This window comes from Sediminibacillus albus, assembly GCF_900101125.1.
GTDB classification, from domain to species: domain Bacteria; phylum Bacillota; class Bacilli; order Bacillales; family Amphibacillaceae; genus Sediminibacillus; species Sediminibacillus albus.
Genome location: NZ_FNFL01000001.1, coordinates 151,158 through 173,733, shown reverse-complemented (window position 1 = coordinate 173,733; position 22,576 = coordinate 151,158). Strand labels below are relative to the sequence as shown.

The window sequence follows — 22,576 nt, the reverse complement described above, 5'->3', positions numbered from 1 at the left end:
TGTTTGCTTTTAGTATGTAAATAAAAAACCCTTTCTAACACGCCTGCTGTTAGAAAGGGTTGCTGTTTTCATAAATATAAGCAACGACCAATGAATGTTTTGTAAGCCATGTTCTGTACTATTGTACTGCCATCGGTGGTCAACCTCGTACGCAAGTAGTAATCATCTATCTCCAAGCAAAAGCTTGGCCCTCTTTCGGTTGAATTCCCTAATGAAGGATGCCCCTACCAATATTTGGGTTGCTCACTCGCGGGGTTTACCTCGTTCCACTCAGGCGGTTTCCCGCCTGACTACGTCACTGTGGCACTTTCAAGGTTGCGATACCATATCCGTTGGACTTAGGCATCTTCCCTGCCGTTAATCCTAAAAAGGATTACCTTGACTTATGAATTCGTCAAGCACGAACACTACAAGCATCTCAGCCTGTGTGAGCATGGACTTTCCTCTACACAAAAAGAATGTGCAGCGATTACTCAAACATTCATTTAATTGCTAATCTATTGTAATATCATCTTTAACTTAAGTCAATGCGACAAAACCAATTATAACATGTACTGCTCTGCTGTGCATTGGTAATCAAAGGAAATTAAATAGATTAGGAATCTGCGTCTGCATATTTTTTTCCGAAAACAGCTTTTTCTAAATTAGATACGCGTTTCAAGATATCATAGTTCACCTGGTGGTTTGTCGGCGCTGTTCTTGTTCTTGATGGATCCGACTGTCTTTTCAACCGTTCGTTCTCTTGTCTTAAACGTTCAATTTCCTGTTGATAAGCCTCATAGTCCTGAATGATGGTATCAAGATATTCATCTACTTCTTCCTGATTGTATCCCCTCATGGCTGTTTTGAAGTTTTTCTCTAATATATCTTTTCCTGACAATTGAATACGATCTAAGCCCATTAATATCACCTCATATCTCGTACAACTTATTTCTTATTTTTTCAAAACATTGATCGAATGTCAATTTTTACTTCCGGTGTCCATTTCCCTTTTCCCTATTTCTAATTATACCATTCCTTTTTTTCCTGTTCATCGTTATGACCAGTAATCAGGATCCTCCATTTGCAGTTCTTGAACGACATCATCTAAATCCATTGGCGTTATCAAATAGATAGGATAACCGTTTGATTGGTTGGCCAGCTGTGCTTCTTCGTGATAAAAACGACAGCTTCCCGGGTATTCGCTGTCAAGTAAGATAAGACATCCATTACTTTTTTCAACCAGCCATTTATTTTTTGCTTTAAACTGAAAGGGCCCTTTGTACTCGCTTTGATAAAGCGGCTGAAAAAAATCGGCACAGCTGGTCAATTCCTGATATTTGTGTTGGATTGCTTCCGGCCAGCGGCTTTCTTGGTTTTGAAAAGGAGGAATGATGCCAAGCTTTATATTGTATGCTTCTTGTAATTCAATAATTACCTCGCCTGTCCATAATTCCACCCCCATCTGTCCAGAAATCAATACCCACTCTAATCCTTCCTCGATAAAAGCGATTATCTTCTTTTGAATAGCGGCTTTAATATACGCAATTTTAGGGTCGTCCTCTTTAAAAATGTTCATCTCCATTGGTTTATATCCAGTGACAGCTAGTACATCCATATGTATCCACCTCGCCTGTTATGTATTTCATTTGCTGTAAAAGAAAATATAAAGAGCTGGCTGACCTGCGATGAAGCCAGCTCTTTACGTTTGTTAGCACCATTTATTCGGTTTTTTCCATCCTTTCATTCCATGAGGAGGAGCGAAACCCGGTCCCATGCCAGGTCCGCCGGGTGTCGTAGCTCCAGCTACTGAATTGCCTGGTCCCCCAGGTCCCATTCCGCCGGGATAACCAGGACCGCCAGGAGGAGTCGCAGCACCTGCTACTTGGTTTCCTGGTACATTGAATGAACCGCCATATACGTCTACACTGTCCACTGTATTTGCAACAGATGTAGAGTGAGGGTACACATGATTATTTTTCACCAGATGGTGATTCATTATTGTTGTATGCGATGGATGAATATGATCAATCGTTTGCTCGCTGCAATTGTGGATGACGTTCTCTTTTGTCGGATAAACCACTGGGTTAGGGCATCCGCAGTGCGGGCCATGATGATGTCTCATAATTTGTCTCCTTTCTTATGATAGGTTCACTAATAACCTATGATAAGAGGCTAAGACATGTCTGAGACAACAACCTAATTTTGTTATAAATATCTTGATAACGGAAAAACCCTGTGTAAAATGAACACAGGGTTTCCTTGTGGAAAGTAATTAATTTTTATCCTTCGGTAGGTCTGCAGGCTCAAAAGAGAATGGCAATAACTCCTCCATTGTCATTGTTTTACTTTGATCGGAAAGATTTCCAATATGTATATTCATTTTTTTATCGAAGAATTCGCTCATTACTTGCCGGCATGACCCACAAGGTGGTACTGGCCTGCCTGTATCCGCAACAACTGCCATTTCAGCAAAATCAGTGGCCCCATCAGAGATCGCTTTGAAAATAGCGACTCTTTCAGCACAAAGACTCACAGGATAAGCGGCATTTTCAATATTGCATCCCTGGTATACTTTTCCTGACTTCGTCAAAAGAGCAGCTCCTACAGGAAATTTAGAATACGGAGTATAAGCCCTTTCTCTAATTTCTTTAGCTTTTTCGAACAGATTATTTTTATCCATAGTTTTGCATCCTTTCTTTAAAGGGGGAAGATTATTATAAAAGAAAAATTCCAGCTTGTAAAGGCTTGCACTCCTTTATGGATAAACCAATCGTTGAAAAGGCGCAGTCAATTAACATCGGATTTCTCGATATCGCTCAACAGTTGATCCAAGACATAATGAATGGAATGGTACATCTCCATATAACGTTTCCTTGGTGTGTCTATATAATAACTATTCAATAACAGGATTTGCAGATTATCGGATGTTGAAGCAACTTGTTGAGGATGGACGGAAACCTGTTTGTTTTTCACAAATAGGGACGCCTGCTTTTCCCATTCCTGAACTAAAGAATGGATCGGAGTTGTTTCTTCTTTAACAAAATTAAAGAATTCACGATCCCGGCGGTCTTCAGGCTTCTCGTTCGTCTCAAACCTGTTTTTCAACTTTGTGATTTCCTGTTTTAATTGTTCAGTTATCGTCTTTAATTCCATGTTGCATTCCCGCCTTTCCCCTCTACTTTACCATTATTTGCGGGATAATTGCATTCTTTTAAACAAGCCTCGGAAAAGGGAGGTCTTTACAGCATAATAAGTTTCAGCTTTGTGTACCTCTTTTTTGCTTTTAAGTTTTTTCAATTCCTCATGGAGCTTTAACACTTCTGTTTGTAATTCTTCTATCTCTTGCCTGTGGGATAAGGTTAACGTTAAAACAACTTCGTCAGCTTTTGTAGCCAGCTTTTGGTCAATCAGTCTCATTCGATCCGTAAGGTCGATGTAAGCTTTTTCGAACGCCTGTTTTGACACGCCGTTTTTGGCCGTGTTGGTTTCTTTTAATGCATATCCCATATAGATCTCTCCTTCTATCTGTTTACTCTCCTATTCGTCGCACCCTCCACGGCTCCCTTCCCTTCCGACAAAACTAGAAGAAAGCAGACAAAAAAAGTGAATTAATCGTATGAATTCCCAATCAATAAACCAGACTAACGGTAAGGAGGGATGAAAATGAGCAACAAATCAAAAGACCAGCAAAAAAAAGACCGGAAAAATGAAGAAAAGAAACGGACCGATTATACCGATAAAAAACTAGGCGGACCCGATCGTCCTTCTGTGTAATTTGTTATTTTTCCAGCGGTTCCACGGCCGGGGTGTCGAGCTTTTATGGCAGCCCGGCTTCGCTATTTCCAAATTTGTTTTATTAACCATATTCGTTCAAGTAGCTTTCTTTTTTTGTAAAAATTTTCTGCCGTCTGAAGATCATCCGTTTCTTTGACAGCCTTCAACCATTTCTTGTTTATACCCCCTTTCACACTCCAATCTTCACGAACTCTGTCTTGATGGTTTATCACAGAGTAAACCTCCCTTAACTCGGGAGAAGAGAAGGAAGCCTGTTTATCGCTAAAAAACTGTTCATATTCGTCCCTCGACCCTGTAGGTTCAATGTGCAATGCAAAATCCAATACGCCATGATAATTATGCGGAGAGAATAACTTGGCAGCAAGTTTTTTACCGAGCACTATTCGTTTATTCAGATTAGAAAAATCATGAACATATGATCCAATTACTTGTCCGCGGAGATCAGGAAACAGCACAGCATTGACAAGAAAAAAATCCTGAGCTAGATATGGGATCCTTAAAAAAACATGTTTCCGGTAATAGGGATTTTTAATGACAGGCTGCTCAATAACATTTTGTTCGTTAATGATTAAAGATCTCATTAAGCGATTTCGATTTTGATACTGCCAATAATACCGCCACTCCTCCTCCATATATCTTGTGACGTGAAACCGCGGCAAAAGCTCGAATAAAGGTTGGTTCAATTGTTTAGAAAATTGATAAATAAGCAGTTGGGGATATGCATCGGAAAAAATCAGCCAGTTTGCCCTTTCATAAGTGGAAAACAACTGCTTCCTGACCGTTCCTGATAACAATCCTTTAAAGACAGGTGTATATAAATCAGTCATATTCCATCCTGCATTTCTTGATACCATGCTCGCCAGGAATGCCCATTTTATTTCCGGATGTGCCATGTAATAAGAAAGATACGCCTTTGTCCTTGCTATGTTATCCAGGTTGTTTCTTTTCGTCATTATTTGAATGTATTGAACAATCTCTTCCATATTAGCACTCAAGAGGATCGCCTCCCTCCATTTAGGTTGTACAAAAAACAATTTTAAAAAGGAAATGTCATCAATTTTTCGATTTATAATTATCATTTATTATTTGTTTCTGGTATGATACTTTCATGTATGGGGGGATGAAAATGAATTATCCAAACGGAAAGAAGTCAGCATCTTTTCGTCCTGGTAAGAACCAGCAATCAAATGAACTCGCATTTGGCAACAGAGGAATGACGCTTGAAGATGATATTAATGCGACAAATGACCATTATCTGCACCTAAACAAAGCCGTCATCCATAAGAAACCTACTCCCGTCCAAATCGTTAAAGTCGACTATCCTAAAAGGAGTGCTGCTGTCATAAAAGAGGCATACTTTAAGCAAGCATCGACTACGGATTATAATGGGGTGTACCGTGAAAAATATATAGATTTCGAGGCAAAGGAAACAAAAAATAAGACGTCTTTCCCTCTCTCTAATATACACGAACACCAAATTTCTCATATGAGGCAAGTAAGAGAACATGGCGGCATAAGCTTTCTGATTATAAGATTTTCTTATTATGAAGAAACTTTTTTGTTTCCATCTGTGAAACTTTTCCCCTACTGGGAGAGTCAATATAATGGAGGGAGAAAATCAATCCCCTATCAAGAAATCAAAGAAGCTGGTCACCAGATCCCTTTTAAATATCAAGCAAGGGTAGATTATTTGGAAATTTTAGATCAGCTTTATTTTTAGAACGGAGGAAGATGAGTGATGGCAGAAAAAAGCCAATCTCGTTCAGCAAGAAGAAAGCAGCTTAAGAAGAAGAAGAAACCAGTTTGGAAAAGATTTTTTAAGATATTATTCATTTTTGTGTTATTAATCGGATTAGGAATCGGTGGATTGTTCACCTATTATATAGCTACCGCCCCGAAATTGGATGCGGAAAGCCTCTCAGTACCAGCATCAACAAAACTGTTAGATATCAACGGTGAGGAATTTGCCAATCTGGGAGAAGAAAAACGGACCAAAATTGATTATGAAGATCTCCCTGACCTTTTAATTGATGCAGTAACTGCCACCGAGGATGTTCGGTTCTTTGACCACATAGGAATAGATTTCCGCAGAATTGGCGGTGCCATACTGGCAAATATTACTAGCGGGTTTGGTTCAGAAGGTGCTAGTACGATAACTCAGCAAGTTATTAAAGGATCCTTTTTGACTCCTGAAAAAACGTTAAAAAGAAAAGTACAGGAACAATGGCTGGCATTGCGTTTAGACAGCCAATATTCTAAAGAAGAAATTTTAGAAATGTACTTAAACCGTATATATTATGGCAACGTGTATGGAGTTGCAGAAGCAGCTGATTATTATTTCGGAAAAGAAGACTTGGATAAACTCACACTGCCTGAAGCCGCTGTTTTGGCCGGCCTTCCGCAGCGCCCATCCGCTTACGATCCTACGAGAAATCCAGAGTTGACGAAAGAACGGATGAACACGGTTCTAAGTTTAATGGTACAGCACGGAAAGATCACTCAAGCAGAAGCAGACGAAGCCAGCGAAGTTTCCATCGAGTCACTTTTGGTTGAAAACCGGCCCGAATCTACCCCTTATGAAGCCTTTATTCAACAGGTGCAAGATGAAGTAAGGGAGAAACTGGACGCCGATATCTATAGTGATGGATTGGAAGTTCATACTACACTTGACCCAGGCGCCCAAGAACACGTCGAGTTTTTGCTCAGTGAAGATGACAACAATCCAATTAAGTACCCTAACGATGAATTCCAAGCAGGATTGACGGTATTGGATACAACATCCGGAGCTATCCGCGCCATTGGCGGCGGCAGAAATCTCGATAATACTAAAGGCGGCTGGAACTTTGCAATAGACAATAAAAACCGACAGCCCGGCTCTACCTTTAAGCCAATTACTGCATATGGCCCTGCCATTGAAAATGCGCAGTGGTCAACTTACCACCAAATAAATGATGATGGCCCGTATGCCATTGCCGGTACAGATAAGTATATCGACAACTGGAACAGTCAGCATACAGGCTGGATGTCCATTCGTACAGCAATTGCCCGCTCATTGAATGTGCCAGCCGCTAAGACGCTGGAGGAAATCGGCACAGGAAAAGCCAAGGAATTTGCTGAAGGATTAGGAATAGACTTTGCTGATGATACCATGGTAATCGGTGACGCCATCGGCGGGTCAGGAACTGGGGTCACAACTTTGCAATTAGCTGGCGCCTATAGTGCTTTTGGTAATAAAGGTATCTATAATGAACCTTACGCTGTGACAGAAGTTGTCTATAGTGACGGCCGCTCGATTGACTTGAAGCCAGAATCAAAACCAGCAATGCATGAATACACAGCTTACATGATTACCGACATGCTTAAATCAGTAGTGGATGATCCTAGTGGAACCGGAACAGCGGCCAAAGTCGCTGGACTGCCTATGGCAGGAAAAACAGGCACGACGAATATTGAAGGTAAAGAAGGCAGTCCTGACTCCTGGTTCAGCGGTTATACGACTAATTATACGATTGCAGTATGGACCGGATATGAGAAGCAGAAAAAAACGCTGATTGGACGCGAGGAAACTGTGATAGCTCAACATTTGTTTAAAGAAACAATGGCACACATTTCCCAGGGAGTTGATACACCAGACTTTAGTAAACCAGACTCTGTGGTTGAAGTCCAAGTAGAAAAAGGCTCCAATCCGGCAAAGCTTCCTAGTGAATATACTCCACAATCTAATATAGTGACAGAACTATTTGTAAAAGGACAGGAACCTAAAAAGACATCAGAAAAATATGATCAAATTGACGCTGTCAGCGGCCTGTCAGCCAGCTTTAATCAAGAAAGCCAATCGATTGAAGTATCCTGGAGTTACGAGCAAGATAGTAAACGTCCTGTTACTTTTGATGTAAAAGCTGGATCAGGCGGTGGCTCTTTGAAAAAGATAACGAGCACAAAGGAGACCAGCCTGGAAATCAGCAATGTCGATTTCGGTACTGCCTATACAATCGAAGTAACTGCTGTCAGTGACCAAAACTCCAGCAACACAAGTGAGGCTTCTACTGTCACAGTAGAAGTTCCAGATGAAGTTGAAGAAGAAACAGAAGAAGAACAAGAAGACCAAAACCAGGAAGACGAAACGAATGAAGACGAAGGAAATAATGGTAATGGAAATGGGAACGGAAATGGCAATGGCAATGGCAACGGAAATGGTAATGGAAATGGTAATGGCAACGATGATGATGAAAATACTGGAGATGAAGAAAATCCAAACGAAGGTGATAATCCTGAAAATCCAGAAGGAGACGGCGAGGATCCTCCAGCTGGTGAAGAACCACCTACGGAACCAGAGGGTGACGGAGGAACAGCTACTATTTCTTCTCCGGCATTAAGAAAGTACTTTATCGCTTAAAATTAATAGCATAAAAACAAGGCCGGCTGCAAATAATGCAGCCGGCCTTGTTTTGTTATTCCTCTTCTCTACTCATATATGTGGTTATAGTTAAACTTCTAAATCCAGCTTTCTTGCTTTCATTCTTTTTTGTCCTTCCCGGCAAATATCAAGTAGTTTGCATTCAGAACAGTTCGGATTCTTAGCTTTACAATGGTACCGCCCGAAAAAAATCATTCGGTGGTGCGTTTGACTCCATTCTTCTTTCGGCACCTTTTGCATAAGGGTCTTCTCTACCTCTAAGACAGAATCCTTCCATCTACATATAGCTAACCGTTTTGAAACTCTTTCTACATGGGTATCTACCGCAATGGCTGGTTCATTAAAAGCAACAGAAGCTACTACATTTGCTGTTTTTCTCCCTACTCCTGCAAGTTTTACGAGTTCTTCCTGAGTAGAAGGAACTTCTCCGCCATATTCTTCAATCAACATTTGGCAGAGTTTACGAATGTTTTTTGCTTTATTTCTATATAATCCGATCGAGCGAATATCCTGCTGTAATTCTTCCAGCGAAACTGCTAAATAATCTTCTGGGGTTTTATACTTTTTAAATAAATCTTTTGTCACCTTATTTACCAAAGCATCTGTACACTGAGCTGACAATACAACAGCGATGACTAATTCGAAGGGGTTATCATGCACCAATTCGCATTCCGCTTCAGGGAACATTTCTTCCATGGCATCCAGGCAATATCTGACTTGTTTTTTATTAAGCATCATTTCGCCCTCCCTACTCATCCTCTAGCCAGTTGTAATACAAGGAAACATCTCTCGCAGCTGTGGTCTGCTTTTGCTTATCTGGCTGGCCTGATTGATTTGCATGGAATTGTTTACTTTGATTCCTGGCCTGTTCTACTGACTTTATGCCTTTTTTCTTCCATTCACGAAGAATACGATCGATATACCGGAAATTCAATTTCCCCATCAAAACTGCTTCTCTTAATGCAGCTTTTATCAGCGCGGGTGCTTGTTCTTCTTCATCAATCCATATATTAACTGTCTCTATTTCAAAGGGGGATAACGGGCGTCCGAATTCTTGTTCAAATAAAATAAAAATATTGGATTGCTGATCGTTAGTATCCTGGACAGGTGGTTGACTTGATTGATCACCTTTATACAAGGTTACCCATAATGGTTCCAATGAGTAGCATTCGCTCAGCAGCTTATTTTCATTTTCTTCCTGCTCAATTACAAGTATGTTTTTTTGTATAAGCGTACGCAATATTTTCGTGCACTCCTGTCCGGAAATACTAGTGTATTGGGCAATGTCTTCAGGCGTCGGGAATTTGTTGCCCTCCATTTGAAATCGATGGATATGTAAAATAACCATGACTTCTGTTTCAGATAATTTTAATTGATGATAGCTTTTCAGCAAAATCGAAGGGATAACGAATTGATCTTGAACAATCATTTGGTAATTCATATGGCTTTCCATGGAAAACTCACCTCGTCTTCATTATAGCACGCGTTTTTCTCTGTAAATTTTCCAAATACAGACAATAATCCCTTGTCACTGAGTGGCAAGGGATTCATTACACCGCTTATTTATTATAACTACTAGTAATAAGCTTGATTAAGGATATAAGCGGTTTAGCAATCTTGGGAATGGGATAGTCTCCCGTACATGTTCAACTCCGGCAAACCAGGCGACTGTTCTCTCCAGACCAAGTCCAAAACCAGAATGAGGGACACTACCGTATTTTCTCAGCTCGAGATACCATTTGTAAGCATCACCTGTTAGATTATGTTCTTCATATCTTTGCTCCATTAAGCTCAAATCATCAATTCTTTGAGAGCCGCCAATGATTTCGCCATAACCTTCTGGAGCGATTAAGTCAGCGCACAATACAACTTCAGGCCGTTTAGGATCGGGCTTCATATAAAATGCTTTAATATCAGCAGGATAGTGAGTGATAAACACTGGTTTCTCAAAACTTTCCGCTATAGCTGTTTCATGTGGAGCCCCAAAGTCTTCTCCCCACTCAATATCATCAAACCCTTTTTCCTTTAGCAAATCTATCGCTTCATCGTAAGTAATCCGCGGAAAAGGTGCTTTTATTTTTTCTAAGCTTTCCGTGTTTCGCTCCAATGCATTCAATTCCAGTTTACAATTTTGCAGCACATTTTCAGCTATGTAGCTAACATATTGTTCTTGAACAGTTAAACTATCTTCATGGTCCATAAATGCCATTTCTGGTTCAATCATCCAGAATTCAATCAAATGCCTTCGGGTTTTTGACTTCTCTGCCCGGAAAGTCGGTCCAAAGGAAAACACCTTGCCGAACGCCATGGCAGCAGCTTCCATATATAACTGTCCGCTTTGCGAAAGATATGCTTCTTCGTCAAAATATTTAGTGTGAAAAAGCTCGGTTGTACCTTCAGCAGAAGAACCAGTCAAAATAGGCGGGTCAATTTTGACATAGTCATTTTCATTGAAGAAGTTATATGTCGCACGGATAATCTCATTGCGGATTTTCATTATCGCATGCTGCTTTTTAGAACGAAGCCATAAATGGCGGTGATCCATTAAAAATTCTGTTCCATGCTCTTTAGGTGTAATAGGAAAATCGGTAGATTCATGAATGATTTCCAAATCTTTCACCTGTAATTCATAACCAAAAGGAGATCGGTTATCTTCGGCAACTACCCCTGTTACATAAAGAGACGTTTCTTGCGTTAAGTTCTTAGCAGACTGAAAGATTTCTTCAGCTACCTCCGCTTTCACCACAACTCCTTGAATAAAGCCTGTCCCGTCGCGAAGCTGCAGAAAAGCTATCTTTCCGCTAGAGCGTTTATTGGCCAGCCATGCTCCAATTGTTACCTCTTGTCCGACATATTTTGAAACTTGTGATATGGTTGTTTTCAAGATAATACCTCCGAATGCATTTATTGATGGTTGATAACAAAACGTTTAATCCTTTTTGCTGCTTCTTCTAATTGATCCAGGGAAATGGCATAAGACAAACGAACGTTGTTTGGAGCACCAAATCCGGAACCTGGTACAAGTGCCACTTTTTCTTCTTCAAGCAATGCATTAACCCAGTCATCAACAGTTTGAAATCCACTTGATTGAACTGCTTTACTCACATTTGGAAAGAGATAAAAGGCACCCTTAGGTTTTACACACGCTATTCCTGGGATGTCTGTGAGCCATCCGTATAGCTTTTCCAAGCGCTCCTGGAATGCCTCTCTCATTTCTTCTACTTTTTCCTGATCTCCCTGATAGGCGGCCAATGCTGCATACTGTGCAATCGAGTTTGGGTTGGAAGTGGAATGAGACGCTAACCCAGTCATCGCTTTGATTATTTCCTTGTTCCCAACGGCATAGCCTATCCTCCATCCTGTCATTGAATGAGATTTCGATACGCCATTAATGATGATTGTCTGATTCTTTAAGTCCTTGCTTAGTTCGGCAATCGACACATGGGGTTCCTCTGTATAAATGAGCTTTTCATAAATTTCATCAGAAACGATAAGTAAATTGTTCTGTAAGCAGACGTCACCCAGTTGCCGCAACTCTTCTTTTGAATACATCACACCTGTAGGATTACTCGGCGAGTTGATAATAATAGCCTTCGTCCTGTCGGTGGCAGCTTGTTTTACTTGCTCAGGTGTGATTTTAAAGTCATTTTCCTCTTTGGCTTCGATAATTACCGGTTTTCCTTGGGCAAGCTTGATTTGCTCTGGATAACTGACCCAATATGGCGCAGGAACAATCACCTCATCGCCGGGGTTCAAAATAACTTGAAATAAAGTATAAAGGCTGTGCTTCGCTCCATTAGTGACGATAACTTCGTCAGCTTGATAAGCAAGCTGCTGATCGCTAAGAAGCTTGTCTGTGATGGCTTGCTTGAGTTCCATCATACCTCCTGCTGGAGTGTATTTTGTATGCCCTTCTTTCATTGCTTTGGCAGCAGCCTCCAAAATATGGGCAGGCGTGTTAAAATCAGGTTCTCCAGCTCCTAAGCCAATGACATCATGTCCCTCTTTTTTCAATTCCTTCGCTTTTGCTGTAATTGCCAACGTTGAAGAAGGAGTCAATGTTTTTACTCTGTTCGCTAACTCCATAATTTTATCACCTTTCTATGATGAGGATCGGTTAAACCGAAAATGATCACCAGAACTTCCATCAATTAAAGAAAAATACTGTAATACATACCGATCCTTTTCATCTATGTATTTAACTTCCAATAATGGTTTTTCATTTTCAATTGCCATTTTGCTTTCCAGTAATTCGCAGTCGGCACAGCTGTTGCGCCAGTCATTTACAATTTGTTGTTCTGAAACAATATCCTCAGCGAGGAAAAAATGAATCTTCACTTGCTTTTCTGGGTTCTTTGGAACATAAGCAAAAGCCTTTTCTCCGTTTTCTGTCTTTCCTGCGACAACATGGTACAGCATTTTTCCAGAATATCTGGTCACATTTTCCGCTTCAGCTAAATCGGTTTGATCCAATGCAAGCTCGACTGATGCTTCAAATCCTGATTGCTTGCTTTCTAGTATATTATTATATAAATAAATGCTGTAAGCAAATAGACTAACCACAAGTAACAGAAGGACAATTAGCCCCCACTTAAGCCAATTAGGTACGATAAATGGTGAAAATTGCTTTTCCATCATCTTCATCATCCAATGCTAAACCAAACATTAAATCATCTTCTTTCAAAGTTCTATTTAAGCTGTCGACAATTTTATACAGATCGTCCGAATGCTTAATTCTGATTGTCGATAATGTTTCGATTTTATTATCCATTACAGCACCTCCGTACTAGATACATCCAGGACCAGATATACCCTGTTAACCATCCTTCTTTATCATAACCCATTTTGCTGCAGACTTGAAGCAGGTTGTACATCTTCTTTATATTTAGCCAGCTAAGTGAAAAATAAGCAGATGTTTGTCATACTTTCAATATTTGTAACACATAGCAAGGCTGAATTTACCCACAATATAAGTAGGTTGAAAAACAAATTCCCTTCTTATTATAACAGTTATTTGGAACATTTTTATGATGATTTGTGATTTTTCAACTACAATTAACCTAACCCATACTTGATTGTGCGCTGTTTCCAGCGCACATTTTTTCTTGAAAAAACAAGGACTGGGAACGATTCATAATTGTTCCATTAATCAAAAGAAAGTACTTCGTAATCTGTTTCATTAAGTCGGATTATAGTGGTTCCAACTTGCTTCAAATGGTAAACATCTATCCATGATTCATTTAAACGTTCCATTAATCCTTCATTCGGCAAGCCTTGTTTACAATTGTAAATAATCCCGATATGCGGGTCAATTTTATCAAGCAGATAGCCACTTGGTGACTTACCTCGGGCGTAGTCGCCGATTTTTATAATTTGCGGGTCGAGTTCATATTGGAGTAATTCATCTTCATCCTCTATATGGCTGTTGCTTAAAAACAGCATAGAAGTCTTGCCATAGGTAATATCCAAAGTCATTTCTCCAGACTCTTCAGCCTTTAGTACCGTCAAAGTGCCTCCCATTGGCATTTCGATACTTTTCCCATTATCCCACACCTCGATATTCGTGTTTTCCAGCTGCGTTTGGCATGTATTACTTAGCTTGCCGGTATAAGCCACAGATTTCGGTTGAAACTGTTCGATTAATTGCCTGGCATTGCCACAGTAATCCATCAGCTGTTTTGTTAATATTAAGGTGTTAATTTCCGTTACTTCTAGTTCTTCGAGTTGATTAAACAGCGCTTCTTCGCTTTGAGGAGAACCAGTATTGATTAATACCGCTCCACCATTGCCTTCAAGCAAGGCCGCTTCACCATCTGGAAGGTTGAAAAAAGCATAATAAATTTCATTGTCCTTTAATCCAATTGACGTTTCAGCCATCGCCATACTTGCAGGGGCCGATAGCATTAAACAAAGTAGAATGAAAAGCCTGATTATCATTTTCACAAATCCATCACCTATCCTAGTCAAACTAGTTATAGGGTATGTAGAAATTCATTTCATATCATAGCCATTCTTCTGCTTTTTTCATTAAATTATTTGTACTATCGTAAGTAATTGGAACATCCGGAATCGATTCGGTGAAATACTTCCCGTAACGAGCTTTAATGATCCGTTCATCACAAATAAAAACAATGCCTCTATCAGTACTGGAACGAATTAACCTGCCAAAACCCTGTTTGAACCTTATTACTGCATTTGGCAAAGATAATTCCATAAATGGGTTTTTGCCGGTATTTTTTATTTGAGCTGACTTCGCTTCATAAACAGGGTGGTCAGGCGGCTGGAAAGGAAGCCTGACAATAACCAGGCACGACAAATCACTTCCGGGAATGTCTACACCTTCCCAAAAGGAACTGGTTCCCAGTAAGATCGAACGGTCAAATGCCTGAAAGTTCTTCTTCAACCTCGCCCGGCTGCCACTTGAAATGCCTTGGGCGATCAACATAAAATCCTGTTCCTCTGTTAATTCCCTTAATATTTGGTAAGATTTTCTTAACATATCATAGGAAGTAAACAGGACAAGCATTCGTCCGTTAGTTACTTCTGCCAGTGAGTAGACAGCTTCACATACAGAGTAAATAAACGTCTCTTGGTTCCCGGATTTAATATCGGGAAAATCATTAGGTACCAATAACTGAACTTGATTGTCGTACTGGTAAGGAGAAGTAATTTTCTTTTCGATCGTTCCTTCTTCAGGCAAGCCTAACCGCTCTCGGATAAATTGAAAAGATTTCTTCATACTTAATGTAGCACTAGTCAGAATAATGCTGTCCTTTTTCTGAAACAACCCTTCAAACAAGACATGTGAGACTTCTACCGGCTCACTATATAAGTAGACCGCATTTTTAGCGCCATATGCTTCAATCTCGACCCATTTCACCTGTTTTTCATCGTCTGACAGAAAAAAGTGCTCCAAATCATCAATTACTTTTTGTAAACTGTCGATATTGTTTTGCAGTTCCTCTTGCACTTCAGCTGTATCCATTCCTGGCTGTTTTACATTGTAATTGCTTTTCGCAAACGACAGGATATGAATTAAATCTCTTAAAAAGAAAGTAAGCCTTGTGGCCATTTCTTTAATTGTGTTCCATTTCTGAGCAACCTCTTTATCCTCTTGAAAGCGGTATTGGAATCTCCCAATGTCATTGACAGCTACATCGCGCTGATTCCGCTCAACAACATAATTAAAAATATAGCGGAATAGTTCATCTGCTTCGATCTTCGCTTGCTGCCATAACCGGTCCCAATCTTCTTCAACTAGCCCTTCTCTTAGTAACTGCCCCTGTTTCACTATGTTGTTGAACCAATCACCGGGCTCTGTCGTACCTATCCGATTGAGCAAATGCTGGAGACCGACATAATCCAATTTTAAACCGAAATGTTTGGCAGCAGTGGTCTCCAAATGATGGGCCTCATCAATAATTGCCAATTTATATGAGGGCAATAGCTGATAGTCGCTATTTAAATCTGTACAAAACAGCGAATGGTTAGTGATGACAATATTAGCCCGCTGTACTTGATTCCTGACCCTTTGGTAAAACGAACGGCTGAACCATGGAGAGTGTGGATCCAAGTAACCCTCTGTATCGGTCGAAATACTCCTAAAGTATTTTTTTCCGCTTGAAGGCAATTGAACTTCATCGATGTCCCCAGTATTTGTTTCTGTCAGCCAGACCAGTAAAATCGCTTTTGTGAGCGCAATATCATAATTATCCTGTTGGCTGGAAAAAACTTCTCTTTCAAACTTACTCAAGCTCAAATAGTGCTGCTTTCCTTTTATTAAGGCTGCCTTAAAAGGAAGCGACAGCATACTTTTCAACAGAGGTATTTCTTTTTCCAGCAATTGTGATTGAAGCTGCGTTAGATGCGTACTGATTACGATTCGTTTTCCTTTAGACAATGATTGATAAATAGCCGGGACTAAGTAGGCCAGCGATTTACCAGTACCTGTTTCAGCTTCGACTAATGCATGCTGCTTTGATTCAAACGCGTCATAAACAGTTTCAGACATTTCTCTTTGTCCTGGGCGGATTTCATAATCAGCCATATAGTCTGCAATCTTTCCACCTTCATTATAAATATCGTCCAGGAAATCACCGAAAGCAGGCATGGCCTCTATGTGGGTGTCTTCAAGGAGGTCAAATTTTTTAAGGGCAATGCCTCGGTGAACTTCCAAATCATTTCTTAAAGTTTCAGTGAAAGATGCTTCATCGATATAACTTTGCAATACTGCAAAAAGATCGCTTTTTAAACGAGACTCTAGCTCCTGCAGCTGGGTGAGGGTTTCTAAAGGAAGAGCCTCCAGCTTAGTAAACAGGAATAATAAAAGTTTTGCTGTAACATCTGCGTCAGACAAAGCGCGGTGCGGGTCATCATGCCGCAATGCTAAATAATCCGACAGCTGTCCCAATTTAAAGCCAGGCGACTGCGGCATGAGAATCCGCGCCAGCTCCACTGTATCAATCGCTGGCTGCTTTAATGGTTTCCTCTCTGCTGCTTGAATTTCGTAATTTAAAAAACCGAGATCAAACGGAATATTGTGTGCAACGATGTAGGCATCTTCAAAGCATTCGATGACTTCATCGACAATATCTTCGAATTCAGGGGCGTCAGCAACATCCTCGTCTGATATGCCTGTTAAGCTTGAAATAAATGGAGGTATCGATGTATCTGGATTAACTAAACTGGAGAACTTCTTGACAACAAGACCATTGTCTACTACCACAATGCCTATTTCTATAATCCTATCCCCTTTTGAAGGAGTATGGCCGGTCGTTTCTAAGTCAACTACTGCGAATTTTTGCATACAAACACCTCCAAGCGCCCTGCAATTAAAAATATCTTTTCAATCGTTTTGCCCTATCTTCTTCTTTAAGTTATGTATTATAAAGGAAAACTCTTATCAAACACCACGTTGATAAGAGTTTTCAAAAACAAGGACATACCTCTATGGTATTTATTTCATTGGTTTAAAGGTTATATTACTGTAAGCGGCGGCTCTTCCTCGATCAATTGAACGATCTTATTTTCTTCGTTCATAATAGCAACTTTCGGTGAATATACTGCTAGCTCTTCCTCTGACATCATGGCATAGGAAACAATAATGACGATGTCATTTTTTTGGACTAGTCTGGCAGCTGCTCCGTTTAAGCAAATTACACCGCTTCCGGATTCCCCAGGAATTACGTATGTTTCAAGTCTTTCGCCGTTATTGTTATTCACAATTTGCACTTTCTCGTTCGGTAAGATGCCAACCTGCCGTAAGATCTCTTGATCAATCGTAACACTGCCAACATAATCCAAATTGGCTTCCGTTACCCTTGCACGATGAATTTTAGATTTCATCATGGTTCGTAACATATGTCTTCCCCCTACTATAATTGCTCAGAAATAACACCATTCGCATCGAAAACTAAGTTATCAATCAGGCGGGCGTTTTCAAAATGAACGGCCGCTGCTAAAATAACCTGTTGATTAATAAATTCCGGCTTTGTCAGATCTGGGTAATTTAATAATTCAATATAATCTATTTTACCATGGGTATGATTTTTTATGAAATGTTCTACCCCTTTAACAATATTAACAGGATTTTTCTCTCCGTCAATTACTAATTGACGTCCCGATTGCAACGCTTGAAAAATATATTTCGCTTCGTTTCTCTCTTTCTCTGATAACCGGACATTCCTGCTGCTTTTTGCCAGGCCATCCTTTTCGCGAACAGTAGCAATTGGGATGACTTCAAGAGAAAAGTTCAAATCATGGACAAGTGCGTCGACTACCGCTATTTGTTGAGCATCTTTTAGGCCAAAATATACCCGGTGAGGGTTGGTCAAATGGAATAGCTTGGTTAACACGGTCGCAACTCCATCGAAATGTCCCTTTCTCGTTCTGCCGCACAGTACATTGACACGCTTAACCACCTGCATGGTAATTGCCTGTTCAGCCGGGTACATATCCGCTGCATCAGGCAGAAATAGTATATCAACTTGGTTGTTTTTTGCTACCTGTATATCGCGCTCTTCATTACGCGGATATGAGTCATAATCTTCATTTGGGCCAAACTGCAGGGGATTTACAAAAATACTGACAATCAGCAGTTCATTCTCCTTCCGGGCTGCTTCCATCAGCCTCTCGTGGCCTTCATGTAAATATCCCATCGTTGGGACAAAACCTATTTGTTTATTTTTCTGTCTGATCTTTAACGTTTTTTGCTGTAATTCTTCAGCAGATCTAATGATCTCCATTTGTTTTATCCTCTCCCTGTATATCAGGCAAGAACTCGCGTTTCATGGAGAAGGAATGTCCTTCCCCCGGAAACTGTCCGGACTTCACATCATTTATGTAAGACTCTATAGCGACTTTAATTTCCGCATTATTATCCTTGTACGACTTAACAAACTTAGGAACGCGGTCGACACCATATTTAACAATATCATGGTAAACAAGCACCTGGCCATCACAGGAAGCTCCCGCTCCAATTCCGATTGTCGGTATCCTTACTGACCGGGTGATGAGTTCTGCCAACTCCTTAGGAATGCATTCCAGAACGAGCGCCGCTGCTCCTGATGCTTCCACAGCCAATGCATCCGTGAGCAACTGCTCAGCTGTTTGTTTATCCTTTCCCTGAACCCGGTAACCACCCAAAACATTTACCGATTGTGGCGTAAGCCCTAGATGGGCAACCACTGGAATACCAGCCTCCGTTAATTTTTCAATCAACAAGATGGTGTCCGAGGAGGCGCCTTCGATTTTTAATGCATGGGCATCAGTTTCCTGGTATATCTTTCTGGCATTGCTAAGAGATTCCTCCAAAGACACATGGTAAGACATAAAGGGCATATCGACAACGATAAAAGTGTCACCCGCACCTCTAGCCACCGCCTTGCCATGATGAATCATATCGTCTACGGTAACTTTTATCGTAGATGAGTAACCTAACACTACCATGCCAAGCGAATCCCCAACTAAAATCATATCTATTCCCGCTTGTTGGGCCAGTTTAGCAGAAGGATAATCATAAGCGGTTACCATAGAAATTTTTTCGCCTTTTTCTTTCATTTGTTGAAATTGGGATGTATTTATCATCTTTTTTCCCCTCTTTTACCAAAGTATCTCCGCTGAATATATACTTTCTGTACTTCCGTCCTGTTTCTGGACTTTCAATGCGCCATCCGTTTCCAGTCCGATCAGTTTCGCAGGATATGTAAGCTTATTTGAAGAAATTCTTACCTGCTCGCCAATCTTGTACCCGTACATTTCCCACTCTTCTTTAATATCAGTAAACCCTTTTTGTAAAAAGGTTTCATACTTTTGTTCAAACTGTATGAAAATTTCCTGGATTAGCGGTACTAACCTCCATTGTTTTCCTGACTCTTGCTTAATCGAGGTAGCGATTTTTTGGATGTCTTCCGGCAGGTTGTCCCTGGATTGATTTACATTAATGCCGATCCCTAAGACTATGTATTGAATTTCATCCTGTTCTGCCTGCATTTCCGTCAATATTCCAGCCGTTTTTCTGTTGTTAATGAAAATGTCATTAGGCCACTTAATAGCCGGAGAGACCTCAGTCACTGTTTCGATAGCCTTTGCTAAAATAACAGCAGTCATTAAGGTGATTTGAGGAGCGAGCTGAGGAATGATTTGGGGGCGCAGGATGATGCTCATCCAAATTCCTTCATTTTTGGCGGAATGCCATTTCCTCCCCATTCTGCCTTTTCCCTCGGTTTGCTGGTCAGCTATGATAACCGTTCCCTCGGCAGCACCTTCCAGAGCCAGCTGATGTCCAATTTTCTGGGTAGAGCTAATTTCTGGATAATGAACAATGTTACGGCCAAGCCATGACGTTTGCAGGCCCCATTGAAGTGTGTTTTTACTAAGCTTATCCGGAAATTCAATAATTCGATAGCCCCTTTTTGGTACCGCTACAATGCGATATCCGTCTTTCTCCAATTCTTTCATGTGTTTCCAGACAGCTGTTCGGGAAATATTTAACCTTTCACAGAGCTGTTGTCCGGAAATATATTCCTGTTGATTATTCTCCAGCAATTCAATCAGTTGATTGCGGGTGGTGCTCATATATCACCCACTCCTTCAGCGCCTTTTTGCTATTGGTAAGCTCCCCAGACACTACTTTTTTTTCAATAGCTTGTAAATAGTCATTGATCCATGGACCTTTGTTTCTGTTAGGAAACAAGTGGACCAGATCTGAGCCGGTAACGGCCAGCTCCCTTTTCTGCTCAATCGGCAATGTCTTCCTTAAAGCATGCAGGTCAGCGACATTGATGGAACCGAACACATCTTCATAAACCCTGGCAAAACTCCCAAATAGGTGGGGAGGAAGCCGATAGACGAGCCATCGATCTATTTTATTACGTTTGCAATAATTGATTGCCTCTAGCAGCTGTCCAGTTTCTTTTTTGAAGCGATTGGACAATTTCCATGTTTTCGCCCACATTTCTACTGGTACTTGTGGTTCTGCCAAAACTAAGAGACAGACGACTTCGCGAAAAGAACCAAACGGGCGGGAGACAGTGTTTAATTCATGTATAAGCTGCTTATATTCCCTGAATATCGGTAAATGGTCTAATAATCCCGTGTGGATCAAGCCGCGAATTCCTTGCTGGACATAGCTTCCTGAGAATAACTTTTCCAACTCGACTGCTGTCCGTTCGATGGAAATTTCCCTAATTAAAGGGACCCCCTCTTTTAGTGAAGAAAAAGTGTGCGCTGTTAACTGGAATCCAAGCTGGCTGGCAAACCTCAATGCACGTAGCATTCGAAGAGGGTCTTCCCGGAATCTCTGTGTTGCGCTGCCGACAGTTTGAATACAATTTTCTTTGATATCTGTGGCTCCCTTAAAGGGATCCAGGATATTACCATGTCTATCCATAGCTATTGCATTGATGGTAAAATCACGTCGCGCTAAATCTTCTTCAAGATTACGGACAAAGTGGACTTGATCGGGGCGGCGGTAATCCGAATAGTCTTCCTCCACCCGGAAAGTAGTCACTTCGATCGATTCTCCGTCCATTCTTACGATCACCGTTCCATGTTCTATTCCGACCGGTATCACTTTCGGAAAAATTCTTTGTACTTCCTCCGGTTTCGCGGAAGTAGTGATATCAATATCGCCTATTGACCTTCCAATCAAATAATCACGGACAGATCCACCGACAAAATAGGCTTGAAAACCATGGGATTCGAGGGTCTCCAATACTTTTCTTCCTTTATAAAATGTGTCCATCTCCATGTCAACCACCTGATTTTAATGTAGAGTCGTAAATATGCTCATACTCTGAAAGTATTTTTTCTGCATTAAAACGCTGATACGCTTGCTCGATGCTTTTGCTCGAGAAGGCAGTCCAAAGCTCCTGATCGGTCAGCAATTCCATTGCTTTCTTCACGACATTTTTGACATCACCCAGCTCTGTAATAAAACCTGTTTCCCCGTCCTCAATCACCTCAGGAATACCGCCGACATTTGTCCCTATGCAAGGAACACCGCAAGCCATAGCTTCTAATAATACTAATCCAAAGCTTTCTTTTTCAGAAAGCAGCAACTTAAGATCCGAAATGGAAAGGAGATCAGCCACGTTCATTTGCCTGCCGAGAAACAATACTTTTTCCTCAATATTCAACTGCTTAACAAGTCTGTACATTTCTGAATACTCAGGACCGTCCCCAACCAACAGAAGCTTTGCAGGAATGTTCAAAGCTATCTCAGAAAATGCATAGATTACATCGGAAACTCTCTTTACCTTCCGAAAATTAGAAATATGAATAAGTACTTTTTCATCATCCTTGATACCATATTGCTTTCTTAAGTTACTATTCTCACGGTAAAAATACTCATTGTTATCGATAAAATTATGGACAACATCTATTTCCCTCTCTACACCCAACATTTCTTTCGTTTGATCAACCAGACTGTGGGAAACAGCGGTAACAGCATCTGATTGGTCAATTCCATGTTTGATCATTTTTGTCAGGCTTTTATCTATGCCTAGCACAGTTATATCTGTCCCGTGTAAAGTGGTGACAATTTTTACGTCATGCTCTGCCATATCTCTTGCCAGGATTGCACAAATCGCATGAGGCATGGCGTAATGAACATGTAAGATGTCCAGTTTTTCCCGATCAATCACCTCAGCCATTTTACTGGCCAACGCTAAGTCATATGGAGGATATTGAAAGACAGGATAATGATTCACTTCTACTTCATGGAAATAAATATTGGAATCCACCCCATTTAACCGAAAAGGCAAGCTGGAAGTAATAAAGTGTATTTCATTTCCTTTTTTGGCAAGTAGTTTTCCTAATTCTGTTGCTATTACACCTGAACCTCCCACTGATGGATAACAGGTTATTCCTATTTTTATCATG

At 40.6% G+C, this 22,576-nt stretch carries 24 protein-coding genes and 1 other RNA gene; 3 read left to right on the top strand and 22 right to left on the bottom strand.

The annotated features are described in order from the left end of the window. Nucleotides 1-97: 97 nt before the first annotated feature. The 7 genes from rnpB to BLR93_RS00930 form a co-directional block, all read right to left on the bottom strand. An RNA gene (gene rnpB / locus BLR93_RS00960) (RNase P RNA component class B) lies at nucleotides 98-481 on the bottom strand. A gap of 114 nt (nucleotides 482-595) precedes the next feature. Then, nucleotides 596-901, bottom strand: coding sequence for a cell division regulator GpsB (gene gpsB, locus BLR93_RS00955; RefSeq protein ID WP_093210406.1), 306 nt, complete (start codon nucleotides 899-901; stop codon nucleotides 596-598). A gap of 135 nt (nucleotides 902-1,036) precedes the next feature. After that, nucleotides 1,037-1,597, bottom strand: a complete 561-nt coding sequence (locus tag BLR93_RS00950) for an SLOG family protein (protein WP_093210405.1) — start codon at nucleotides 1,595-1,597, stop codon at nucleotides 1,037-1,039. Nucleotides 1,598-1,690: 93 nt separating this feature from the next. Continuing rightward, nucleotides 1,691-2,104, bottom strand: coding sequence for a CotD family spore coat protein (locus tag BLR93_RS00945; protein WP_093210404.1), 414 nt, complete (start codon nucleotides 2,102-2,104; stop codon nucleotides 1,691-1,693). A gap of 150 nt (nucleotides 2,105-2,254) precedes the next feature. After that, entirely contained in the window at nucleotides 2,255-2,662 is a 408-nt protein-coding gene (locus BLR93_RS00940) for a cytidine deaminase (RefSeq protein WP_093210403.1), read from the bottom strand. Nucleotides 2,663-2,769: 107 nt separating this feature from the next. Next, a complete protein-coding gene (locus BLR93_RS00935; protein ID WP_093210402.1) occupies nucleotides 2,770-3,135 on the bottom strand; it encodes a DUF1798 family protein in 366 nt (121 codons plus the stop codon). Between the two features lie 33 nt (nucleotides 3,136-3,168). Further along, nucleotides 3,169-3,489 carry a hypothetical protein gene (locus BLR93_RS00930; protein WP_093210401.1) on the bottom strand — a complete coding sequence of 107 codons (321 nt, stop codon included), beginning with the start codon at nucleotides 3,487-3,489 and terminating at the stop codon, nucleotides 3,169-3,171. A 150-nt stretch (nucleotides 3,490-3,639) separates the two neighbouring features. Here BLR93_RS00930 and BLR93_RS18170 point away from each other — a divergent pair, with 150 nt between their 5' ends. Beyond that, the gene (locus BLR93_RS18170; protein WP_217629267.1) at nucleotides 3,640-3,756 is read left to right on the top strand and encodes a spore protein; all 117 of its coding nucleotides are present in this window, start codon (nucleotides 3,640-3,642) and stop codon (nucleotides 3,754-3,756) included. Between the two features lie 62 nt (nucleotides 3,757-3,818). Here the strand turns inward: BLR93_RS18170 and BLR93_RS00925 are convergent, their stop codons facing one another. Next, a complete protein-coding gene (locus BLR93_RS00925) occupies nucleotides 3,819-4,772 on the bottom strand; it encodes a DUF2515 family protein (protein ID WP_245690026.1) in 954 nt (317 codons plus the stop codon). A 131-nt stretch (nucleotides 4,773-4,903) separates the two neighbouring features. Between BLR93_RS00925 and recU the strand changes: the two genes are divergently transcribed. Both recU and BLR93_RS00915 read left to right on the top strand, forming a co-directional pair. Continuing rightward, nucleotides 4,904-5,497, top strand: coding sequence for a Holliday junction resolvase RecU (gene recU, locus BLR93_RS00920; protein ID WP_093210400.1), 594 nt, complete (start codon nucleotides 4,904-4,906; stop codon nucleotides 5,495-5,497). Between the two features lie 18 nt (nucleotides 5,498-5,515). Beyond that, a complete protein-coding gene (locus tag BLR93_RS00915) occupies nucleotides 5,516-8,173 on the top strand; it encodes a penicillin-binding protein 1A (RefSeq protein WP_093210399.1) in 2,658 nt (885 codons plus the stop codon). A gap of 90 nt (nucleotides 8,174-8,263) precedes the next feature. Here the strand turns inward: BLR93_RS00915 and nth are convergent, their stop codons facing one another. The 14 genes from nth to bshA all read right to left on the bottom strand — a co-directional run bounded on the left by nth (nucleotide 8,264) and on the right by bshA (nucleotide 22,575). Next, nucleotides 8,264-8,929 carry an endonuclease III gene (gene nth / locus BLR93_RS00910; protein WP_093210398.1) on the bottom strand — a complete coding sequence of 222 codons (666 nt, stop codon included), beginning with the start codon at nucleotides 8,927-8,929 and terminating at the stop codon, nucleotides 8,264-8,266. A gap of 13 nt (nucleotides 8,930-8,942) precedes the next feature. Then, a complete protein-coding gene (locus BLR93_RS00905; protein ID WP_093210397.1) occupies nucleotides 8,943-9,647 on the bottom strand; it encodes a DnaD domain-containing protein in 705 nt (234 codons plus the stop codon). A gap of 138 nt (nucleotides 9,648-9,785) precedes the next feature. Then, nucleotides 9,786-11,078, bottom strand: coding sequence for an asparagine--tRNA ligase (gene asnS / locus BLR93_RS00900; RefSeq protein ID WP_093210396.1), 1,293 nt, complete (start codon nucleotides 11,076-11,078; stop codon nucleotides 9,786-9,788). Between the two features lie 20 nt (nucleotides 11,079-11,098). Beyond that, nucleotides 11,099-12,280, bottom strand: coding sequence for a pyridoxal phosphate-dependent aminotransferase (locus tag BLR93_RS00895; protein ID WP_093210395.1), 1,182 nt, complete (start codon nucleotides 12,278-12,280; stop codon nucleotides 11,099-11,101). A 15-nt stretch (nucleotides 12,281-12,295) separates the two neighbouring features. Continuing rightward, entirely contained in the window at nucleotides 12,296-12,829 is a 534-nt protein-coding gene (locus tag BLR93_RS00890) for a cell wall elongation regulator TseB-like domain-containing protein (RefSeq protein ID WP_093210394.1), read from the bottom strand. After that, complete coding sequence (locus BLR93_RS00885; protein ID WP_093210393.1) at nucleotides 12,795-12,965, bottom strand: YpmA family protein; 171 nt, start codon at nucleotides 12,963-12,965, stop codon at nucleotides 12,795-12,797. Before BLR93_RS00885 ends, BLR93_RS00890 begins: the two co-directional genes overlap by 35 nt. A gap of 374 nt (nucleotides 12,966-13,339) precedes the next feature. Further along, nucleotides 13,340-14,137 (bottom strand): ComEC/Rec2 family competence protein, encoded by a 798-nt coding sequence (locus tag BLR93_RS00880; protein WP_093210392.1) that lies wholly within the window; start codon nucleotides 14,135-14,137, stop codon nucleotides 13,340-13,342. Nucleotides 14,138-14,195: 58 nt separating this feature from the next. After that, a complete protein-coding gene (dinG, locus tag BLR93_RS00875; protein WP_093210391.1) occupies nucleotides 14,196-17,000 on the bottom strand; it encodes an ATP-dependent DNA helicase DinG in 2,805 nt (934 codons plus the stop codon). Between the two features lie 170 nt (nucleotides 17,001-17,170). After that, complete coding sequence (gene panD / locus BLR93_RS00870) at nucleotides 17,171-17,554, bottom strand: aspartate 1-decarboxylase (RefSeq protein WP_093210390.1); 384 nt, start codon at nucleotides 17,552-17,554, stop codon at nucleotides 17,171-17,173. Between the two features lie 14 nt (nucleotides 17,555-17,568). Then, entirely contained in the window at nucleotides 17,569-18,438 is an 870-nt protein-coding gene (panC, locus tag BLR93_RS00865) for a pantoate--beta-alanine ligase (RefSeq protein ID WP_093210389.1), read from the bottom strand. Further along, complete coding sequence (panB, locus tag BLR93_RS00860) at nucleotides 18,425-19,279, bottom strand: 3-methyl-2-oxobutanoate hydroxymethyltransferase (RefSeq protein ID WP_093210388.1); 855 nt, start codon at nucleotides 19,277-19,279, stop codon at nucleotides 18,425-18,427. Before panB ends, panC begins: the two co-directional genes overlap by 14 nt. Before the next feature lie 15 nt (nucleotides 19,280-19,294). Next, nucleotides 19,295-20,269 (bottom strand): biotin--[acetyl-CoA-carboxylase] ligase, encoded by a 975-nt coding sequence (locus tag BLR93_RS00855; RefSeq protein ID WP_093210387.1) that lies wholly within the window; start codon nucleotides 20,267-20,269, stop codon nucleotides 19,295-19,297. Next, entirely contained in the window at nucleotides 20,241-21,437 is a 1,197-nt protein-coding gene (locus BLR93_RS00850) for a CCA tRNA nucleotidyltransferase (protein WP_175559203.1), read from the bottom strand. Before BLR93_RS00850 ends, BLR93_RS00855 begins: the two co-directional genes overlap by 29 nt. Nucleotides 21,438-21,444: 7 nt before the next feature. Next, nucleotides 21,445-22,575, bottom strand: a complete 1,131-nt coding sequence (bshA, locus tag BLR93_RS00845; RefSeq protein WP_093210385.1) for an N-acetyl-alpha-D-glucosaminyl L-malate synthase BshA — start codon at nucleotides 22,573-22,575, stop codon at nucleotides 21,445-21,447. Nucleotide 22,576: the final 1 nt, after the last annotated feature.